Raw genomic sequence first — 17,054 nt, forward strand, 5'->3', positions numbered from 1 at the left:
CTATGGCCTCAACCGCTCGGCTGCTTGATCTTACGCGCTTGGTACAGCGTTTGGGAAAAGGGCAGCCGACCGGCATTGACCGGGTTGAGGCCGCCTATCTTGACCATTTCCTGACGCTACAAACGCCGGTTTACGGGCTTGTGCGCAGCAGGCTGGGCTTTTTGCTGCTGAACAAGCAAGGCATGGCCGGATTTCGACAATTGCTGTCCGATCAGCGCCTGCCGCCCCCCGACTGGCTGTCGCGGCTGACACGGCGAAACGACGCAGTGCTTGCCCGCAGTGAGACTGCCACGCGCAGGCTGGCCTTTGCCCGTTCCAGCCCGTGGCGTTTGGCGCAAACCTTGCGGCACCAGCTGCCCGGCGAGTTTGACTATTTTAACACGGGCCACGCCAACCTAACCCGCAAAACCCTGACGGCGATAAAGGCATCTGGCGGGCGGGTTGCGGTTTTGGTGCATGACACCATCCCGCTTGATCACCCCGAATACACCCGCCCCGATACCATCACCCGTTTTGGCGAAAAACTAGCGTCGGTGGCAGCTGTGGCCGATCTGGTGATCCACACCGCCCGCACCACACAAGGCCTGACCGAGGCCCATTTTGCCCGCCTTGGCCGCACCCCGCCGGGCATTGTGGCCCCTTTGGGGATTGTGCCGCTGCACCCCAACCAAACCGCACCACGGCCGCACCCCTATTTCGTAACATTGGGCACCATCGAGCCCCGCAAAAACCACGGCTTTCTGCTGGACCTCTGGGCCGAAATGCACCGCACACTTGCCCCTGATGCGATCCCGCATCTTCTTATCCTTGGGCGGCGCGGCTGGTCGAATGAAGCCGTTTTTCAACGACTTGATACGCTGCCCTTCATTGGCCAAACTGTGTTTGAGATGGCCGATTTGGCAGATGATGACGTGGCAGGCCTGTTGGCCAACTCTTGCGGGCTGCTGTTTCCCAGCCATGTCGAAGGCTATGGCCTGCCCCCGTTTGAGGCCGCCACCCTTGGCGTTGCTGTTATTGTGCCACCTTTGGCAATTTATCGTGAAACTCTGGGGAATTACCCCGTTTACGCCGCGCTAGATGATAGTTATTCTTGGATGGAAACAATCATGCGCCTAAAAGATAGGCGTAAGGGGCAAACAACAACAGGGGAGAGCATAGGTAAGGGGTTTAATCCCCCGAGCTGGGAAGACCATTTCAAGATTGTCTTAAGCTCTTTTTGATAGAGATTTATGAGTAGGTTTGGCTGCACCGCATTGGGTCTGGCACATCTGGAAAGCAACGAGTGAGCATAATTTCAAACTATCGGCTAAGACTGGCGCGCAAACGCTGGCTTTTTCGTGCCTTTCGCAAACGGCGCGAGATGAAGCCTGTTGTGAACCACACTGCTGCGATTACGCCCACCGATATTTTGCTATTTTCGACCCTGCGCAATGAGCGGGTGCGTCTGCCATTTTTCCTAAAATACTACCGTGATCTCGGGATTAATCATTTCCTGATCGTGGACAATGACAGCGATGATGGATCACGCGAATATCTGCAAGACCAGCCAGACGTGTCGCTTTGGCGCACAAAACGCAGCTATAAAAAGGCCCGCTTTGGGGTGGATTGGCTGAACTGGCTGCAAAGGCGCTATGCCCATGATCATTGGGCGCTGGTCGTCGACCCGGATGAATTTTTTGTCTATCCGTTTTGTGATACCCGCCCTCTGCGCGCGTTGACCGACTGGCTTGATGCCTCGTCGATCAAATCCTTTTCGGCAATGCTGCTGGATATGTACCCCAAAGGCCCGATTGGCGACCAGCCCTACCAAGAAGGGCAAGACCCTTTCGAGATTGCACAATGGTTTGATAGCGGGAACTATTCGATCAGCCGTAACGGCTATTTTGGCAACCTGTGGATTCAGGGCGGGCCACGCGGGCGCATGTTCTTTGCCGATGCCCCAGAACGCGCGCCGGCGCTGAATAAAATTCCGCTGGTAAAATGGCATCGCGACTATGCCTATGCCTCATCGACCCACATGCTGCTGCCGCGCGGTTTAAACTTTGTTTACGATGAATGGGGCGGCGAAAAAGCCAGCGGATGCCTGCTGCACGCCAAATTCCTTGATACCTTTGCCACAAAGGCCGAGGAAGAAATGCTGCGCGGCCAGCACTATGCCAACAGCCATGAATACAAGGCCTATAAGGCCGCGATGGATGACAGCCCCGACATGTGGTGCAAGTGGTCGGAAAAATATATCAACTGGCGGCAGCTTGAAATTCTGGGCCTGATGTCCAAGGGAAACTGGGCATGAGCTTGGGTGTCGTAATGCTGTGCCACACGGCGTTTGATCGGGCGGCCCAAGTGGCGCAGCATTGGGTATCGCGGGGGTGCCCCGTTGTTATCCACGTTGATAAACGCGTCAGCAAATCCGAATTCAACGGCCTGCAAGCCGCGCTGGCCGATGTTGCGGATGTGCGGTTTTCGCGCCGCTATCCCTGCGAATGGGGTACTTGGGGCATTGTTGCCGCCACCCAAACCGCCGCCGCAACCATGCTACGCGATTTTCCGGGCGTGCGGCATGTCTATCTTGCCTCGGGCTCGTGCCTGCCTTTGCGCCCAGTGCATGAATTGGTGACCTATCTGGATGAGCGCCCGCGCACCGATTTCATCGAATCCGTCACCACCGCGGATGTCGGCTGGACTGTGGGGGGTCTTGATCTTGAACGCTTTACCCTGCGCTTTCCGTTTTCATGGCGCAAGCATCGGCGTTTGTTTGATGGCTATGTCAACCTACAACGCCGTATTGGCTTTAAACGCCGCATACCGCCGGGCATCGTGCCACATCTGGGCAGCCAATGGTGGTGCCTGACGCGCCAAACCCTGTCGGCCATTCTCGAAGACCCCGAGCGTGAGGAAATAGATCGCTATTTCCGCCGCGTCTGGATACCGGACGAATCCTATTTTCAAACGCTGGTCCGGCGTTATTCCGCGAATGTGGAAAGCCGCTCGCTTACCCTGTCAAAATTCGATTTTCAGGGCAAACCACATATTTTTTACGATGACCATCTGCAGCTTTTGCGCCGGTCCGATTGCTTTGTCGCCCGCAAAATCTGGCCCCATGCCAAAAAGCTGTACCGCGTTTTCATGACCGAGGACGGTGTGGGCCAAGCCGCAGCCGAGCCGAACCCCGGCAAAATTGACCGTCTGTTTTCCAAGGCGATCGAACGGCGGACCAAAGGCCGTGCGGGCCTTTATATGCAAAGCCGCTATCCAAATGAAAACTGGGAAAACGGTAAAAGTGCGTCGCCCTATTCGGTGTTTGAAGGCTTTACCGAACTGTTTGAAAACTTTGAGCCTTGGTTGGGCAAAGTGACCGGCGCGCGGGTGCATGGCCATCTTTTCTCGCTTGATCGGGTTGAGTTTGCGGGCGGCGAAACCGTTTACAACGGCGCACTATCGTCCTCGGCGGCCTTGCGCGACTATAACCCCAAAAGTTTCCTGTCGAACCTGCTGTGGAATACGCGGGGGGAACGGCAATGTTTCCAATTCGGCCCCGCCGATAATCAGCATATCAACTGGCAGCTTGCGGGCGACCCAAATGCCACAATCTCGGTTATTTCGGGGGCGTGGGCTGTACCATTGTTCAAATCCAACCTGAATTTTTCCGAAATCCGGCAAGAGGCCGCGCGCCTGCAACGCAATGAGCAAGAGCATCTGAACGTGCTGCGCAGCCCTTGGACCAAGGCGCGCACACGCATCTGGAACCTTGCCGAGTTTGTCGAAAACCCGATGGAGCCATTGCAAACCATCGTGGATGAAATCAGCCCGCGCGCGCTGCGCCGCCTGACCGAGGCGCCGCATATGACCGACCTTGCGGGCTTTGGCCAATTCTTGCAAAATCTGCGCAATCAGGGCATGCAGCCCGTCTTGATGGGCGATTTTCCCGTGAATGATGACCTACAGCAAAACGCCGCCCGCAGGGGCCGCCCCTATTTGGTAAAGTAGCCCCTTGGAACAGAAATTCGATAGCTTTGTCTTGCTGGCCGAGATGCGCACCGGCAGCAATTTCCTTGAGGCCAACCTGAACACCCTGCCCAATACCGCCTGCTATGGTGAGGCGTTTAATCCGCATTTTATCGGCAAGCTGAACCAAGATACGGCGTTTGGCGTCACCCTTGCACAGCGTGAGGCTGACCCAATCCTGCTGCTGCGCCAGATGCGCGCGCAGGGACCGGCGCTGACCGGATTTCGCTATTTTCACGACCATGACCCCCGCGTTTTGCCGCTGGTTTTGGCAGATGCGCGCTGTGCCAAAATCATCCTGACCCGCAATCCGGTCGAAAGCTATGTCAGCTGGAAAATCGCCCAAGCCACCGGTCAGTGGAAGCTGACGAAGGCCAAGCGTTTGAAAACGGCCAAAGCACAGTTTGACGGGCCGGAATTTACCACCCATTTGGCGCAATTGCAGGAGTTTCAGCTTGCTTTGATGCATGGGCTGCAAACCAGCGGCCAAACCGCGTTCTACATCGACTATGAGGATATCAACGACACCGACGTGCTCAACGGCCTCGCGCGGTTTCTGGGGGTTCAGGGAACGCTGTCCGCCCCTGATGACACGCTGAAAAAGCAAAACCCCGAGGATATTTCAGAAAAAGTTGAAAATTTTGAAGACATGGCCGCCGCCTTGTCGCAGCTTGATCGTTTCAACCTGTCACGCACGCCCAATTTTGAACCCCGCCGCGCCCCCGCCATTCCATCGTTTTTGGCCGCTGGTGCCGCACTTTATATGCCCGTGCGCGGCGGCCCAGAGGATGCGGTGACCCAATGGTTGGCAGGTCTTGGCCCGGTTATGGACAATTTTAACCAAAAATCTATGCGCCAATGGCTGCGTAAAAACACCAATCACCGCAGCTTTACCGTGCTGCGCCACCCCGTGGCCCGCGCCCATGCGGGGTTTTGCAGCCACATCCTGACTGGCGCTTTGCCGCATATTCGCGAAGGCCTGATCAAAACCTACAAGGTTGGGCTGCCAAAAATCGGCGAGGGTATGTCTGTTGCCGATCACCGACAAGCGTTCCTCGATTTTCTGCGGTTTTTGAAACTGAATGTTGCGGGCCAATCGGGTTTGCGCATTGACCCACATTTCGCCAGCCAAACCGCCGTTTTACAGGGTTTTGCACAATTCCAAGGCCCCGATCTTGTGCTGCGCGAAGAAAGCCTGCCGATGGGTCTTGGGTTTGTCGCCGCCGAAATTGGCGCCGCCTGCCCTGCCATCCCTGCCCTGCCCGACCCGTCACGCGATCTGCTGGCCCAGATTTATGACCCCGAGATTGAAGCCGCAACGCGCGATGCCTATAGCCGCGACTACATGGGGTACGGGTTCAGCGACTGGCGTGCAGATTAAAAATTCCAGTTAAAAATCCAAGTCGGTGTAATGCGATGGCGGCGGGAAGCCCGGCACCTGATCGGCGAGCAGTGGCCGAAAGGATGGCCGCGATTTTATCTTGGCATACCAATCCTTTACGTTGGAAGACCGGTTCCAATCGACATCCGAAATATAGTCCAAGCAGCTCAGATGCGCGGCGGCGGTGAAATCTGCCAAGGTCATTTCATTGCCAGCCAGCCAACGCCGCTGATCCAGCAGCCACGCCATATAATCCAGATGATATTTGATCCGATTAGCGCCCAGCTTTACCGCTTTGCTATCGGGATAGCCCAGCTTCATCACCTTTTTATTCACCCGTTCGTACAGCAGGTTCGACGTCACCTCGGAATGGAACTTATCGTCAAACCACGCGCAGAGGCGCCGCACCTCAAACCGCCCGTCAATGTCACGCGGCATCAGGGCCGGTGTCGGGTATTTTTCTTCCAGATACTCACAAATCGCTTGGCTTTCGGTCAGCATCTTGGTGTCGGTTTTCAGAATTGGTACCTTACCCGCCGGATTGCGCCGCAGAAAATCGGTCGATGGTTCCCAATAACGCTCTTCAATCAGTTCCACTTCCTGCTTTTTCTCGGCCAGCGTCAACCTGACCTTGCGGCAAAACGGTGAGAGAGGGAAATGGTACAGTCGGTTCATTACGTCTAAACTTTCAGCAAAAGGAATAGCCTCTTATCTGCCAATTCGCAGAGATTTCAATCCCAGTTGCCGCCTTAAGGTTCAAAACAAGCGGATCTTCCGTCACTGCGAATGGTGGCCGCGCCGTCAAAAATGGCGGCTGAGCGTTTGCGCAGTGCCGCGCTTGGCTTTTCGGCATTGCGATCTTTTGGGTCGGGCAAAACAGCCGCAAGGCGCGCAGCATGTACAGCCGTCAAATCGGCGGGCTCGACAGCAAAATAGCTGGCCGCCGCTGCCTTGACCCCAAACACACCTTCGTCAAATTCTGCGACGTTCAGATACACCTCTAGGATGCGGCGTTTGGACCAAATAATCTCAATCACCGGTGTAATCAGCGCTTCCAACGCCTTGCGCGTATAGGTGCGCCCTTGCCACAAAAACACATTCTTGGCGACTTGCTGGGTCAGGGTTGACGCGCCCCGATTGCCGCCCGCGTCAATCGCCGCGCGGATAGCCCCCATGTCAAAACCCCAATGCGTGCAAAAATTGGCATCCTCGGCGGCCACAACCGACCGCGCCATCACGGGCGCAATCTCATCCCAACTGGCCCATTCCTGTTTAACTTTGCCAAGACGCTGGCCCTCTTGCCACATGTAAAAGGTGGTCGGTGGGTTGACGACGGAAAACAGCAGCACCAGCGCCACAAGCACCAGCGCCGCCCCAGCCAGAAGCCGCAACACCCAACGCATCACCCATTTAACGGGGTTGCGGCGGATTGCGGGTGTTTTGGTTTTCGTACGTTTTGCCATGCCCTGTTTAGCCATGAAGGCCAGCTGCGATCAAGCGCGGACTGACCCACGAACCCCAAACCCGGCAAAGAAAAAACCCGGCGAAAATATCCGCCGGGCTTCACATTAGGCTCGCAGATGCGCCTGATTATTCAGCAGGCACTGCCTCGCGCTCATCCGACAGCGGATGCGGCAAATGCACCAGCATTTCCCTTGGGCAGGCTTGCAGGAAGTTTACCCGCTCATCGGCCCAGTCGTTCAAGATTGCCTTGGCCTTCAAGCTGCCCGTCTCATCCGCATGGCGCTGAATCAAGCCCTTCAGCTGTGCCTCCCAATGCGGGTGGCTGACGGCACAGGTGACAAGGGTTTCAACGTTCATGAACTCTTCGGCCACGCCGTCCGGATCGTACAGATAGGCCATACCGCCCGACATACCGGCACCAAAGTTGGCCCCGATCGACCCAAGAATAACCGCCACACCGCCGGTCATATACTCACACCCGTTGGTGCCGCAGCCTTCAACCACAACCGACGCGCCAGAGTTACGCACAGCAAACCGCTCACCCGCGCGACCGCTGGCGAACAGGTTGCCCGCCGTTGCACCGTACAGAACCGTGTTGCCGATGATCGTGTTGGCAGACGCATCCAGCGGGCTGGACATATGCGGCCGCACCGTGATGGTAGCCCCCGAAAGGCCCTTGCCGACATAGTCGTTGGCATCGCCGTACACCTCAAGCTTGATGCCCCGCACCGCAAATGCGCCCAGCGATTGGCCACAGGACCCCGACAGTTTCACCGTCAGATGGTCTTCTTGCAGGCTGTTGCGCATGCCAAAGCGTTTCACGATATGGCTGGATGCCCGCGTTCCTATGGTGCGCAGCGTATTGCGCACGGCATAGGACAGCTGCATCTTTTCGCCATCTTCAAAGAAGCGCGCGCCATCGCGGATAATTTCCGCATCCAGCGTGTCCGGCACCGCATTGCGCGGCTTGGACCGGTCATAGGTGATCCGGTTCGCGCCATCGACGGTAATCAGCAGCGGGTTCAAATCGAGATCATCAAGATGTGCCGAGCCACGCGAAACCTGAGACAGCAAGTCCGCCCGCCCGATCACCTCATCCAAAGACCGTGCGCCGATGCTGGCCAAAATCTCACGCACTTCTTGCGCATAGAAGGTGATCAGGTTGACCACTTTATCCGCGTTGCCCGTGAACTTTTTGCGCAGCTCATCGTTTTGGGTACACACGCCCACCGGGCAAGTGTTGCTTTGGCACTGACGCACCATAATACAGCCCATCGCGATCAATGCTGCGGTGCCGATGCCGTATTCTTCGGCCCCCATCATCGCCGCCATCACGATATCGCGGCCCGTGCGCAAACCACCATCAGTCCGCAGGGTAACGCGTTCGCGCAGGTTGTTCATCGACAACACCTGATGCGCCTCGGTCAGGCCCATTTCCCATGGCAGACCAGCGTATTTGATAGATGTAGCAGGGCTGGCACCCGTGCCGCCGTTATGGCCCGAAATCAGGATCACATCGGCCTTGGCCTTGGCCACGCCTGCCGCAATCGTCCCCACACCCGAAGAAGACACCAGCTTGACCGTCACTTTGGCCCGCGGGTTTATCTGTTTCAGGTCATAGATCAGCTGCGCCAAATCTTCGATCGAATAGATATCATGGTGCGGCGGTGGCGAAATCAGGGTCACCCCTTGGGTCGAATGGCGCAACCGCGCGATGAGGGCCGTAACCTTCATCCCCGGCAACTGCCCGCCTTCACCCGGTTTCGCACCTTGTGCGACCTTGATTTCCAGCTCTTCACAGGCGTTGAGATATTCCGCCGTCACGCCAAAGCGCCCCGAGGCCACCTGCTTAATTTTCGCAGACGGATTGTCGCCATTCGCCTCGGGCAAGAAATGCGCGGGGTCTTCACCGCCCTCACCTGAATCCGATTTCGCGCCAATCCGGTTCATCGCCACGTTCAGCGTTTTATGCGCTTCGGGCGACAGCGCGCCCAAAGACATACCCGGCGTCACAAAGCGTTTGCGGATGGAGGTGATGCTTTCCACCTCTTCAATCGGCACAGGTTTGCCCAAGCTTTTGATATCCAGCAAGTCGCGCAAATGGATCGGCGGATTGGCCCGCATTGCGGCGGAATACTGCTTCCAAATGTCAAAGCTGGCACGGTCACAGGCCGATTGCAGCATGTGCATCGTCTGCGCTTCCCAGGCGTGCTTTTCGCCCGAGCGCCGCGCCTTGTAGATGCCGCCAATCGGCAACACATCTGCACCACCCAGCCAGCCGCGTGCGTGAACCTCTTCCAGCTTGTGCTGAATACCCGACACGCCGATACCGGAAATCCGGCTTTGCATCCCTGGGAAATACTCGGCAACCATGGCGCGGCTCAGGCCCACTGCCTCAAAGTTCAACCCGCCACGATAGGACGAGATCACCGAAATCCCCATCTTGGCCATAATCTTCAACAGGCCCGCATCCACCGCATCACGGTAGCGGCACGTGGCATCGGTCAGACTGCCTTCCAACAACCCGCGGTCAATCCGGTCAGAAAGGCTGTCTTGCGCCAGATAGGCGTTTACGGTGGTCGCACCACTGCCGATTAACACGGCAAAATAATGCGGGTCCACACATTCCGCCGACCGCAAGTTCAACGAACAGAACGTCCGCAGGCCTTTTCGCGTTAGCCAGCTATGCACCGCAGAGGTTGCCAAAATCATCGGCATCGGCACGCGGTCCGGCCCTTGGCCTTCGTCCGTCAGCACCAAGTGCCCCGCACCAGAGCGCACGGCGTCTTCGGCCTCGGCACGAATGCGTTCCAGCCCTTTGCGCAACGCATCGGGTTCGGCATCGCGCACAAAAGTACAGTCGATCACCGACACGGTATCGCCGAAATGGTCCATCATCGCGTGGAATTCGGCATTGGCCACAAACGGGCTGTCCAGCACCAAAATCTCGGTCTGGCTGCTGCTTTCATCCAACACGTTTTTCAGGTTACCGAAACGCGTTTTCAGGCTCATCACGCGGCTTTCGCGAAGTGAGTCAATCGGCGGGTTTGTTACCTGACTAAAGTTCTGGCGGAAGAAATGCGACAGCGGGCGGTAGATGCTGGACAGCACAGCCGCTGGCGTATCATCACCCATCGAGGCGATCATTTCCTTGCCGTCTTCGGCCATTGGCGCCAGCACTTGTTCCAGCTCTTCCAACGAATAGCCGGCAGCAATCTGGCGTTTGCGCAGCTCGGCGCCGGTAAATTGCGCGGTCTCTGGCACGTCATTCAGCAGGTTGTTCAGGTCAACGACCTTTTCAATCCAATCGCCAAACGGCTGTGCTGCGGCCAACTTATTTTTCAGCGAGGTGTCGTGGTACAGCTTGCCCTCAACCAGATCGACAGCAATCATCTGCCCCGGCCCAAGCGCGCCTTTTTCGCGGACGGTATTTTCGTCAATAGGCACCATCCCCGCCTCGGAGCCAGCGATCAGCAGGCCGTCACCGGTCACAACATAGCGCATCGGGCGCAAACCGTTGCGGTCAAGCCCGGCGCAAACCCAGCGACCATCGGTCATCGCAAGTGCAGCAGGGCCGTCCCACGGCTCCATCACGGCGTTGCAATAGGCGTACATATCGGCCCAAGCTTTGGGCATATCTGTCGTGGCTTTGCTCCACGCTTCGGGGACCAGCATGGTTTTGGTCATCGGCGCATTGCGGCCAGACCGTACCATCACCTCAAACACAGCATCCAGCGCGCCGGAATCGGACGTGCCTGCCGGAATGATCGGTTTGATATCCTCGGCCATGTCGCCAAAAGTGTTGGATGCCATGCGAATTTCATGGCTGCGCATCCAGTTCACGTTGCCTTTCAACGTGTTAATCTCGCCGTTATGGGCCAGCATGCGGAACGGCTGGGCCAGCCACCACTGCGGGAAAGTATTGGTCGAATAGCGCTGGTGATAGATCGCAAAGGCGGACTCGAAACGCTCATCCATCAGGTCGGGGTAGAATACCGCAACCTGTTCGGCCAGCATCATGCCTTTGTAGATGATCGACCGGCACGACAGGCTGCACAGATACAGGCCCGCAATATGCGCCTCGGCTGCTGCTTTTTCCACGCGACGGCGAATGATATACAGTTCACGCTCAAACTGGTCTTGGTCAATATCCTTATCGCAACGGATCAGGATTTGCTCAATCTCGGGGCGTGTTGCATTGGCTTTTTCTCCCAGCACGGTGGTTTCCACCGGCACATGCCGCCAGCCATAGATGTAATGGCCCATCCGCAAAACTTCGGTTTCCATGATGGTCCGGCAGCGTTCTTGGGCACCAAAATCGGTGCGCGGCAAGAAGACTTGGCCCACCGCGATCAGCTTTTTCGTATCGGGTTCATGGCCAGTGCGGCGCACTTGGTCATAGAAAAACTTAACCGGAATCTGCACATGGATGCCCGCGCCATCGCCAGTTTTGCCATCGGCATCAACCGCGCCACGGTGCCAAATTGCCTTTAGCGCATTGATGCCATTTTCCACCACTTTGCGCGTAGGCTTTCCCGAAATCGACGCAACAAGGCCCACCCCACAGGACGAATGCTCCTCCTCAGCTTTATAGAGGCTGTGCTCGTCCATAAAGGCGCGCTTTGCTTCCTCTGCGGCCACCCAGGCAGCATCATAAACCGGTGTCTTTGTCATTGGGTCACTCCTTCGGAAGGATCGAAATTTAAAACTGTGGCGGGCAAACGGCCCAAAGGCGCGCGGCTCATTCGTCCGGCTCTTCAAAATCTGACATCATTTTGGCGTAGACCTCATTGGGCGACATTGTCCAAGGAAAGGCCTCACCCTGTTCATAGGCACTGCGCCAAACATGGTAGTTATCTTCAAAAACCGACTCATCCACATAGAACGGGTCGGCCTCCATAAACTCGGCAGCTATAACAACGCCTTGCCAAAACGGTGCCATTTCAATGACCTGACTGCCCTCCTCGGGGCTGCGCACCATCAGGCTTAGCGTCGGTTCCGCCGCGACACCGCCCAAATCTTCGGGCGAATCAATACGGCCCACCCAGATCACCACGGGGTCAAACCCGTCCTGCTCACTGGTGTAAAACTCGCCTATCTCCAGCTCAATTTCCATCGGATGCCCCTTTGGAATAGCTGCTTAGGATTGCGTCACATTCGAACAACGGCTCGGTGCTGAAAAACCCCGGCTCGCCCGGAAAGATAAACTGCAACGGGCTGCCATCCATCGGCACGCCGCCGTTGCCATCATCCCATTCCGACGGACCCGCGAAAAACAAACGCCAGTCAGCATTGATATATTCGTTGCCGCGCGACTGTACGACAGAGCCGTCCGCCTTGGTCTCGGCAAATTCGAACTGGGTTTCTTGCAGGCTGATCCCGTCAATCACAACGGTTTTGCCAGTCAGACGGTCAAAGCCCCGCACAGTGCTGGCCCCACCATCATCGCGGCGCAATGAGAAGGCAAAGGTATCAACCCCGCCCAGCAGCTCGGAAAAAGAGGCGGGGTCTTCGGCACCATCCATCACTTGGCGCACCATCGGGTTCATATCGATGCTTTCCACCCATTGCCCCTCAGCGTCGGTGCGGCTGGCAAAAAACAGGCCTTCTTGGTCAAAATCGGTGCGCCACTGGTCGCCCGGCGCATCTTGCGTGCATTTGTAAAAGTTCGAAACCCGACAGGCCCGTCCTTGCACAGTCAGCCACCCCGTACAGCCCGCAGGCGGCGTAAAGCTGCCCGCGAAACCAGCGTCAGGCAGCATCAGCCCCCCACAAACCACCAGCGCGGTGCTGCGGCAGAGCGACAAAATAGCGTTGGTCATTGCAGCATCCTTTCCCACTTGGTGGATATGAACGGGCCGCGCCTATTCAGCAGCGACCACAGCTTCTTGCTTCATATAGTCCAGCATCGCATCGGCCGCCTCGCGCCCGTCACGGATGGCCCAAACCACAAGGCTTGCCCCGCGCACGATATCACCAACAGCATAAACGCCATCCATATTGGTCGCGTGGGTTTTGAAATCAGCCTTGATCGTCCCCCAGCGGGTCACGCCCAATTCAGGCTGGCCCCACAGGTTCGGCAGGTCTTCCGGCTCAAACCCAAGCGCCATAATCGCCAGATCGGCGGGTTCGACATAGTCAGCGCCTTCAATCACTTCGGGCATTTGACGGCCTGATGCGTCCGGCGCGCCAAGACGCATCTTTTGCACCATAACGCCTGTAACCTTATCGCCACCGGTGAACCCTTTTGGCGCGGAAAGCCAAACAAACTCTACGCCTTCTTCTTCGGCGTTCTGGGTTTCACGCTGGCTGCCCGGCATGTTCGCCTTATCGCGACGATAAAGGCATTTCACGGAAGTTGCGCCTTCACGAATGGCCGTGCGCACACAGTCCATCGCAGTATCACCACCGCCGATGACCACAACCCGCTTGCCCGCCGCATTCAGCGTGCCGTTATCATAGTCCGGCACATCATCGCCAAAGCTTTTGCGGTTGCTGGCAGTCAAGAATTCCAACGCAGGCACGATGCCTTTGGCACCAACGCCCGGTGCCGCCAAATCACGCGCTTTGTAAACGCCGGTCGCAATCAGCACCGCATCATGCTGGCCACGGATCGCGTCAAAGGTCAGATCTTTGCCAACAGTACAGTTCAACACAAACTGCACACCGCCGGCCTCTAGCTGGTCAATCCGTTGCATCACAACGTCTTTTTCCAACTTAAAGCTTGGGATGCCATAGGTCAGCAATCCGCCTGCACGGTCATAGCTGTCATACACCGTGACCTGGACACCCGCGCGGCGCAGCACATCTGCCGCCGACAGGCCGCCCGGCCCCGCACCGATTATGCCCACCGATTCCGCGCGTTCCCGCGCTGGCTTGATCGGCTTGACCCAGCCGTTTTCCCACGCGAGATCGGTCAGATACTTCTCAACCGAACCGATGGTCACAGTGCCATGACCCGACTGTTCAATGACGCAGTTGCCTTCGCACAGGCGGTCTTGCGGGCAGATCCGGCCGCAGACTTCGGGGAAAGTGTTCGTTGCTTGCGACAGCTCATAGGCCTCTTGCAAACGGCCCTCGGCAGTCAGGCGCAGCCAATCGGGGATGTTGTTGTGCAAAGGGCAATGCGATTGGCAAAACGGCACGCCACACTGGCTGCACCGGCTGGCTTGCTCGGCAGCTTTATCGGCAGCAAACTCGCGATAAATTTCATGGAAATCTTGGGCGCGCAAATTTGGCGGGCGCTTTTCGGGCATCTCCCGAGAAACATTCACGAAGCGGAGCATCCGTTCCTTGGCCATTCTAAGCGCCTCCCTATTGGTATTCATGCGGTCTTGGACAATAGCGACTTCATACTTTGGTACAAAACAGAATAAAAGTCAGCACAGCTGCCCTAAATCAAAGTATTTATTCGAAATTTGCCTGCGCCTATCTTATTCTTGTAAATAATAGGTCAGCAAGTATTACCTATTAGATCAGTACCCCGACGAAAGCGCTACCAAAGCAAGCCCGCCGACTATGATTCGCCACCAGCCAAACAGCGCATAGCCATGACGGCTGACATAGCCCAACAGCCAGCGCACGACCAGAACGGCCGCAATAAACGCCGCGATAAACCCTATCGCGATTTCATTCATCGCACTGGCATCCAAAACATCGCGGTTTTTATACAAATCATAGGCAAAAGCGCCGGCCATCGTCGGCATCGACAAAAAGAACGAGAACTCGGCCGCGGCGCGTTTATTGGCGCCCAACATCAACGCACCCACAATCGTAGCGCCCGAACGTGATACGCCCGGAATCATCGCAAGACATTGAATAAAGCCGATCTTCAGCGCCATCCCTAGCGGGATCTTCATCGCATCATCATAGCGCGGCTCGGGGGCAAAACGGTCCACAAACACCAGCACAATACCGCCCAATATCAGCATCACCGCAATCAATCGCGGGCTTTCAAACAGGACCGTTTTAATGAAGTCATGCGCCGCCACACCAATGAATACCGCTGGCAAAAACGCGATCAGAACCGATAGGATCGTCCTGCGCGCATCGGCACTATGCGGGGCAGCACTAAACACGCCCCACAGCTTCGCCGCATATACCGACAAAACCGCCAGCACCGCGCCCAGCTGAATCACCACTTCGAACGTCTTGCCAGAGCTTTCAAATCCGATGAAATGCCCTGCAAGCAGAATATGCCCTGTGGATGAGACGGGGATAAATTCCGTCAACCCTTCGAGAACCCCCAGAAAAAGGGCCGAAAGTGTCGTATCAGCCATAGCAAGCACCTTTTAGGTCAAATTTTCCGCAGGTTTTTGGCGCTGCTTTTAATTGCAGCATATTGGCCCGAAGGGCGATAAGGCCAAAGATATTCTGGCAACATCGATTCCATCGTCACCGGCTTGATCCCAAGATCGGCAAAGGTTTTAGCACCTTCAGCCACAACATTATTATGGCGTAGGGATTTCACCTGATCGCGCGTCAAAATACGGTTCGCAACCAGACCGCCGGTTATGGCAGACATCACGTCAAAGGTTTTGCCCATGATCGATGCAAGCACAAAGGGAATATTCAAAACCAGCCGCCGACGTTGAATAATCGCCAGCATTTGCTTCATCAAATCACGGAATGTCGCCACATCCGGCCCGCCCAACTCATACACGCCCGGCGCCGCAGCACCCGTAGCGCCCAGAACTGCTGCCTTTGCCACGTCATCCACAAACACAGGCTGAAACAGCGTGTCCGCACCGACCACTGGTAGAATTGGCCCCAAACCGGCCATGCCAGCAAAGCGGTTAAAGAACGCGTCTTCCGAGCCGAAAATAACCGAAGGTCGCAAAATCACCGCGCTTGGGAAAGCGGCTAGCACAGCCGCCTCGCCCTCGCCCTTGGTGCGTGCATAGATGCTATCTGCCGCCGCATCGGCCCCGATTGCCGAAATCTGCACCAAATTGACAACCGATTCTTCGGCTGCGATCCGCGCGATCCGCCCAGCGCCTTCAACCTGCACCGCTTCGAAATTATTCTTGCCGCCTTTGTCAAAGGTGCCAACGCAGTTCACAACCGCATCCGCCCCCATCAACGCGCGCCGCACCGAGGCGTCATCGCGGATATTACACAAAACAGGCTCAACTTGACCAACGGCACCAATGGTCCGCACGAAAAGCGCCTCATTCGGCCTGCGCACGGCCACGCGTACGCGCCAACCGTCTTTTGCCATACGCCGCGCGATATATCGCCCGACAAACCCCGAACCGCCGTAGATTGTGACCAGTTTGCTCATCCGTCTCGCCTCCGTCTGGAAAGCTTTTCATCCGATTGCATACATATCCCCACAAGACTTTCCAAACAAGCAACAAAAGACCTAATGATTTTTGTTTAACACCCGTTGACACCGCCACAACGCCCCGCTACATCGCCCTCACTACCATCGGCCCAGATGGCGGAACTGGTAGACGCGCACGGTTCAGGTCCGTGTGCCGCAAGGCGTGGAGGTTCGAGTCCTCTTCTGGGCACCATTACCATAAAGAAACCCGGCAACTATTATAAGTTGCCGGGTTTCTTTGGTTTTATGGCCCACCATTTTCTCTTTGGTGAAAATATCCTCGCCGAAGGCACGGTTTTTTTCAAAAAACCGCCCCCTTACGGCGCGATCAATGCGTCCAGCATCGCGCGGGCATCCGGCCCGTCCCATTCGGCATCACCAATCAACCGTGCGACCTCTTGCCCCTCGGGGTTCAGGATAACCGTCAACGGCAGACCGATCACCCCCATCTGGCGGGCCAGCGCGGTTTTTGCATCCAACAGCACAGGCAAGTTCTCAACACCGATCTCGGTAAAAAACCGCGTTACAGCAGCAGGCGGGTTGCGGCCTGTCGCCACGGTTACCACGGACACATCGTCACTAACAGCCAGTGCTAACCGATCCAAACTTGGCATTTCCTTGCGGCAGGGCGCGCACCATGTGGCCCAGAAATTCAGTACAACCCATTTCCCCTGCCACTCGGACAGCCCGCGCTCGGCGCCTTCTAGATCAACCAGAACCACATCCGGCACGGCTTTGGCCTCATCCAAAAACACCAATTTTCGCATATCGCCCGCCAGCACGGCCTTGGCCGCTACCACATCGGCCAAGGCTGGGTTTGCACCAAGCATCAAGGCGGTATAAAGGACGCAAAGACCAATTCGCAGCATTCTCATCTCC

At 56.6% G+C, this 17,054-nt stretch carries 13 protein-coding genes and 1 tRNA gene; 5 read left to right on the forward strand and 9 right to left on the reverse strand.

The window, feature by feature from the left end; all coding sequences use genetic code 11:
* The first annotated feature begins 2 nt into the window (after positions 1–2).
* The 4 genes from ACEN2J_RS08735 to ACEN2J_RS08750 all read left to right on the forward strand — a co-directional run bounded on the left by ACEN2J_RS08735 (position 3) and on the right by ACEN2J_RS08750 (position 5,386).
* Complete coding sequence (locus tag ACEN2J_RS08735) at positions 3–1,220, forward strand: glycosyltransferase (protein ID WP_442105041.1); 1,218 nt, start codon at positions 3–5, stop codon at positions 1,218–1,220.
* Between the two features lie 62 nt (positions 1,221–1,282).
* On the forward strand, positions 1,283–2,293 hold the full coding sequence (locus tag ACEN2J_RS08740) for a glycosyltransferase family 2 protein (RefSeq protein ID WP_442105042.1): 1,011 nt from the start codon (positions 1,283–1,285) through the stop codon (positions 2,291–2,293).
* The gene (locus tag ACEN2J_RS08745; RefSeq protein ID WP_442105044.1) at positions 2,290–3,987 is read left to right on the forward strand and encodes a DUF5927 domain-containing protein; all 1,698 of its coding nucleotides are present in this window, start codon (positions 2,290–2,292) and stop codon (positions 3,985–3,987) included. The genes ACEN2J_RS08740 and ACEN2J_RS08745 overlap by 4 nt, the downstream gene beginning before the upstream one ends.
* 4 nt (positions 3,988–3,991) lie before the next feature.
* Positions 3,992–5,386 carry a nodulation protein NodH gene (locus ACEN2J_RS08750; RefSeq protein WP_442105046.1) on the forward strand — a complete coding sequence of 465 codons (1,395 nt, stop codon included), beginning with the start codon at positions 3,992–3,994 and terminating at the stop codon, positions 5,384–5,386.
* A gap of 9 nt (positions 5,387–5,395) precedes the next feature.
* Here the strand turns inward: ACEN2J_RS08750 and fzlA are convergent, their stop codons facing one another.
* The 8 genes from fzlA to ACEN2J_RS08790 all read right to left on the reverse strand — a co-directional run bounded on the left by fzlA (position 5,396) and on the right by ACEN2J_RS08790 (position 16,133).
* Positions 5,396–6,061 (reverse strand): FtsZ-binding protein FzlA, encoded by a 666-nt coding sequence (gene fzlA / locus ACEN2J_RS08755; RefSeq protein ID WP_442105047.1) that lies wholly within the window; start codon positions 6,059–6,061, stop codon positions 5,396–5,398.
* 74 nt (positions 6,062–6,135) lie between these two features.
* Positions 6,136–6,789 (reverse strand): monofunctional biosynthetic peptidoglycan transglycosylase, encoded by a 654-nt coding sequence (mtgA, locus tag ACEN2J_RS08760; protein ID WP_442105217.1) that lies wholly within the window; start codon positions 6,787–6,789, stop codon positions 6,136–6,138.
* 187 nt (positions 6,790–6,976) lie between these two features.
* Positions 6,977–11,524 (reverse strand): glutamate synthase large subunit, encoded by a 4,548-nt coding sequence (gene gltB / locus ACEN2J_RS08765; RefSeq protein WP_442105049.1) that lies wholly within the window; start codon positions 11,522–11,524, stop codon positions 6,977–6,979.
* A gap of 67 nt (positions 11,525–11,591) precedes the next feature.
* Entirely contained in the window at positions 11,592–11,966 is a 375-nt protein-coding gene (locus ACEN2J_RS08770) for a hypothetical protein (protein ID WP_442105050.1), read from the reverse strand.
* Positions 11,956–12,672 carry a hypothetical protein gene (locus tag ACEN2J_RS08775; RefSeq protein WP_442105052.1) on the reverse strand — a complete coding sequence of 239 codons (717 nt, stop codon included), beginning with the start codon at positions 12,670–12,672 and terminating at the stop codon, positions 11,956–11,958. Before ACEN2J_RS08775 ends, ACEN2J_RS08770 begins: the two co-directional genes overlap by 11 nt.
* A gap of 42 nt (positions 12,673–12,714) precedes the next feature.
* On the reverse strand, positions 12,715–14,151 hold the full coding sequence (locus ACEN2J_RS08780) for an NAD(P)-dependent oxidoreductase (RefSeq protein WP_442105053.1): 1,437 nt from the start codon (positions 14,149–14,151) through the stop codon (positions 12,715–12,717).
* Between the two features lie 174 nt (positions 14,152–14,325).
* Positions 14,326–15,129, reverse strand: a complete 804-nt coding sequence (locus ACEN2J_RS08785) for an undecaprenyl-diphosphate phosphatase (RefSeq protein WP_442105055.1) — start codon at positions 15,127–15,129, stop codon at positions 14,326–14,328.
* Between the two features lie 17 nt (positions 15,130–15,146).
* Positions 15,147–16,133, reverse strand: a complete 987-nt coding sequence (locus ACEN2J_RS08790) for a complex I NDUFA9 subunit family protein (protein ID WP_442105057.1) — start codon at positions 16,131–16,133, stop codon at positions 15,147–15,149.
* A 150-nt stretch (positions 16,134–16,283) separates the two neighbouring features.
* On the opposite strand from ACEN2J_RS08790, the gene ACEN2J_RS08795 reads away from it, so the two are divergent.
* Positions 16,284–16,368: transfer RNA gene (locus ACEN2J_RS08795), tRNA-Leu, on the forward strand.
* Between the two features lie 124 nt (positions 16,369–16,492).
* Here the strand turns inward: ACEN2J_RS08795 and ACEN2J_RS08800 are convergent.
* A complete protein-coding gene (locus tag ACEN2J_RS08800) occupies positions 16,493–17,044 on the reverse strand; it encodes a TlpA family protein disulfide reductase (RefSeq protein WP_442105058.1) in 552 nt (183 codons plus the stop codon).
* Positions 17,045–17,054: the final 10 nt, after the last annotated feature.

Origin of the sequence: Pseudorhodobacter sp. W20_MBD10_FR17 (assembly GCF_052119765.1) — a bacterium.
In the GTDB taxonomy this organism is placed as follows: Bacteria; Pseudomonadota; Alphaproteobacteria; order Rhodobacterales; family Rhodobacteraceae; genus Pseudorhodobacter.

Excerpts from the sequence above, each read along its gene's own strand:
- ACEN2J_RS08735 (WP_442105041.1), top strand. The coding sequence starts at position 3 with ATGGCCTCAACCGCTCGGCTGCTTGATCTTACGCGCTTGGTACAGCGT.
- ACEN2J_RS08745 (WP_442105044.1), top strand. The coding sequence starts at position 2,290 with ATGAGCTTGGGTGTCGTAATGCTGTGCCACACGGCGTTTGATCGGGCG.
- fzlA (WP_442105047.1), bottom strand. The coding sequence starts at position 6,061 with ATGAACCGACTGTACCATTTCCCTCTCTCACCGTTTTGCCGCAAGGTC.
- mtgA (WP_442105217.1), bottom strand. The coding sequence starts at position 6,789 with ATGCGTTGGGTGTTGCGGCTTCTGGCTGGGGCGGCGCTGGTGCTTGTG.
- gltB (WP_442105049.1), bottom strand. The coding sequence starts at position 11,524 with ATGACAAAGACACCGGTTTATGATGCTGCCTGGGTGGCCGCAGAGGAA.
- ACEN2J_RS08770 (WP_442105050.1), bottom strand. The coding sequence starts at position 11,966 with ATGGAAATTGAGCTGGAGATAGGCGAGTTTTACACCAGTGAGCAGGAC.
- ACEN2J_RS08775 (WP_442105052.1), bottom strand. The coding sequence starts at position 12,672 with ATGACCAACGCTATTTTGTCGCTCTGCCGCAGCACCGCGCTGGTGGTT.
- ACEN2J_RS08780 (WP_442105053.1), bottom strand. The coding sequence starts at position 14,151 with ATGGCCAAGGAACGGATGCTCCGCTTCGTGAATGTTTCTCGGGAGATG.
- ACEN2J_RS08785 (WP_442105055.1), bottom strand. The coding sequence starts at position 15,129 with ATGGCTGATACGACACTTTCGGCCCTTTTTCTGGGGGTTCTCGAAGGG.
- ACEN2J_RS08790 (WP_442105057.1), bottom strand. The coding sequence starts at position 16,133 with ATGAGCAAACTGGTCACAATCTACGGCGGTTCGGGGTTTGTCGGGCGA.
- ACEN2J_RS08800 (WP_442105058.1), bottom strand. The coding sequence starts at position 17,044 with ATGCTGCGAATTGGTCTTTGCGTCCTTTATACCGCCTTGATGCTTGGT.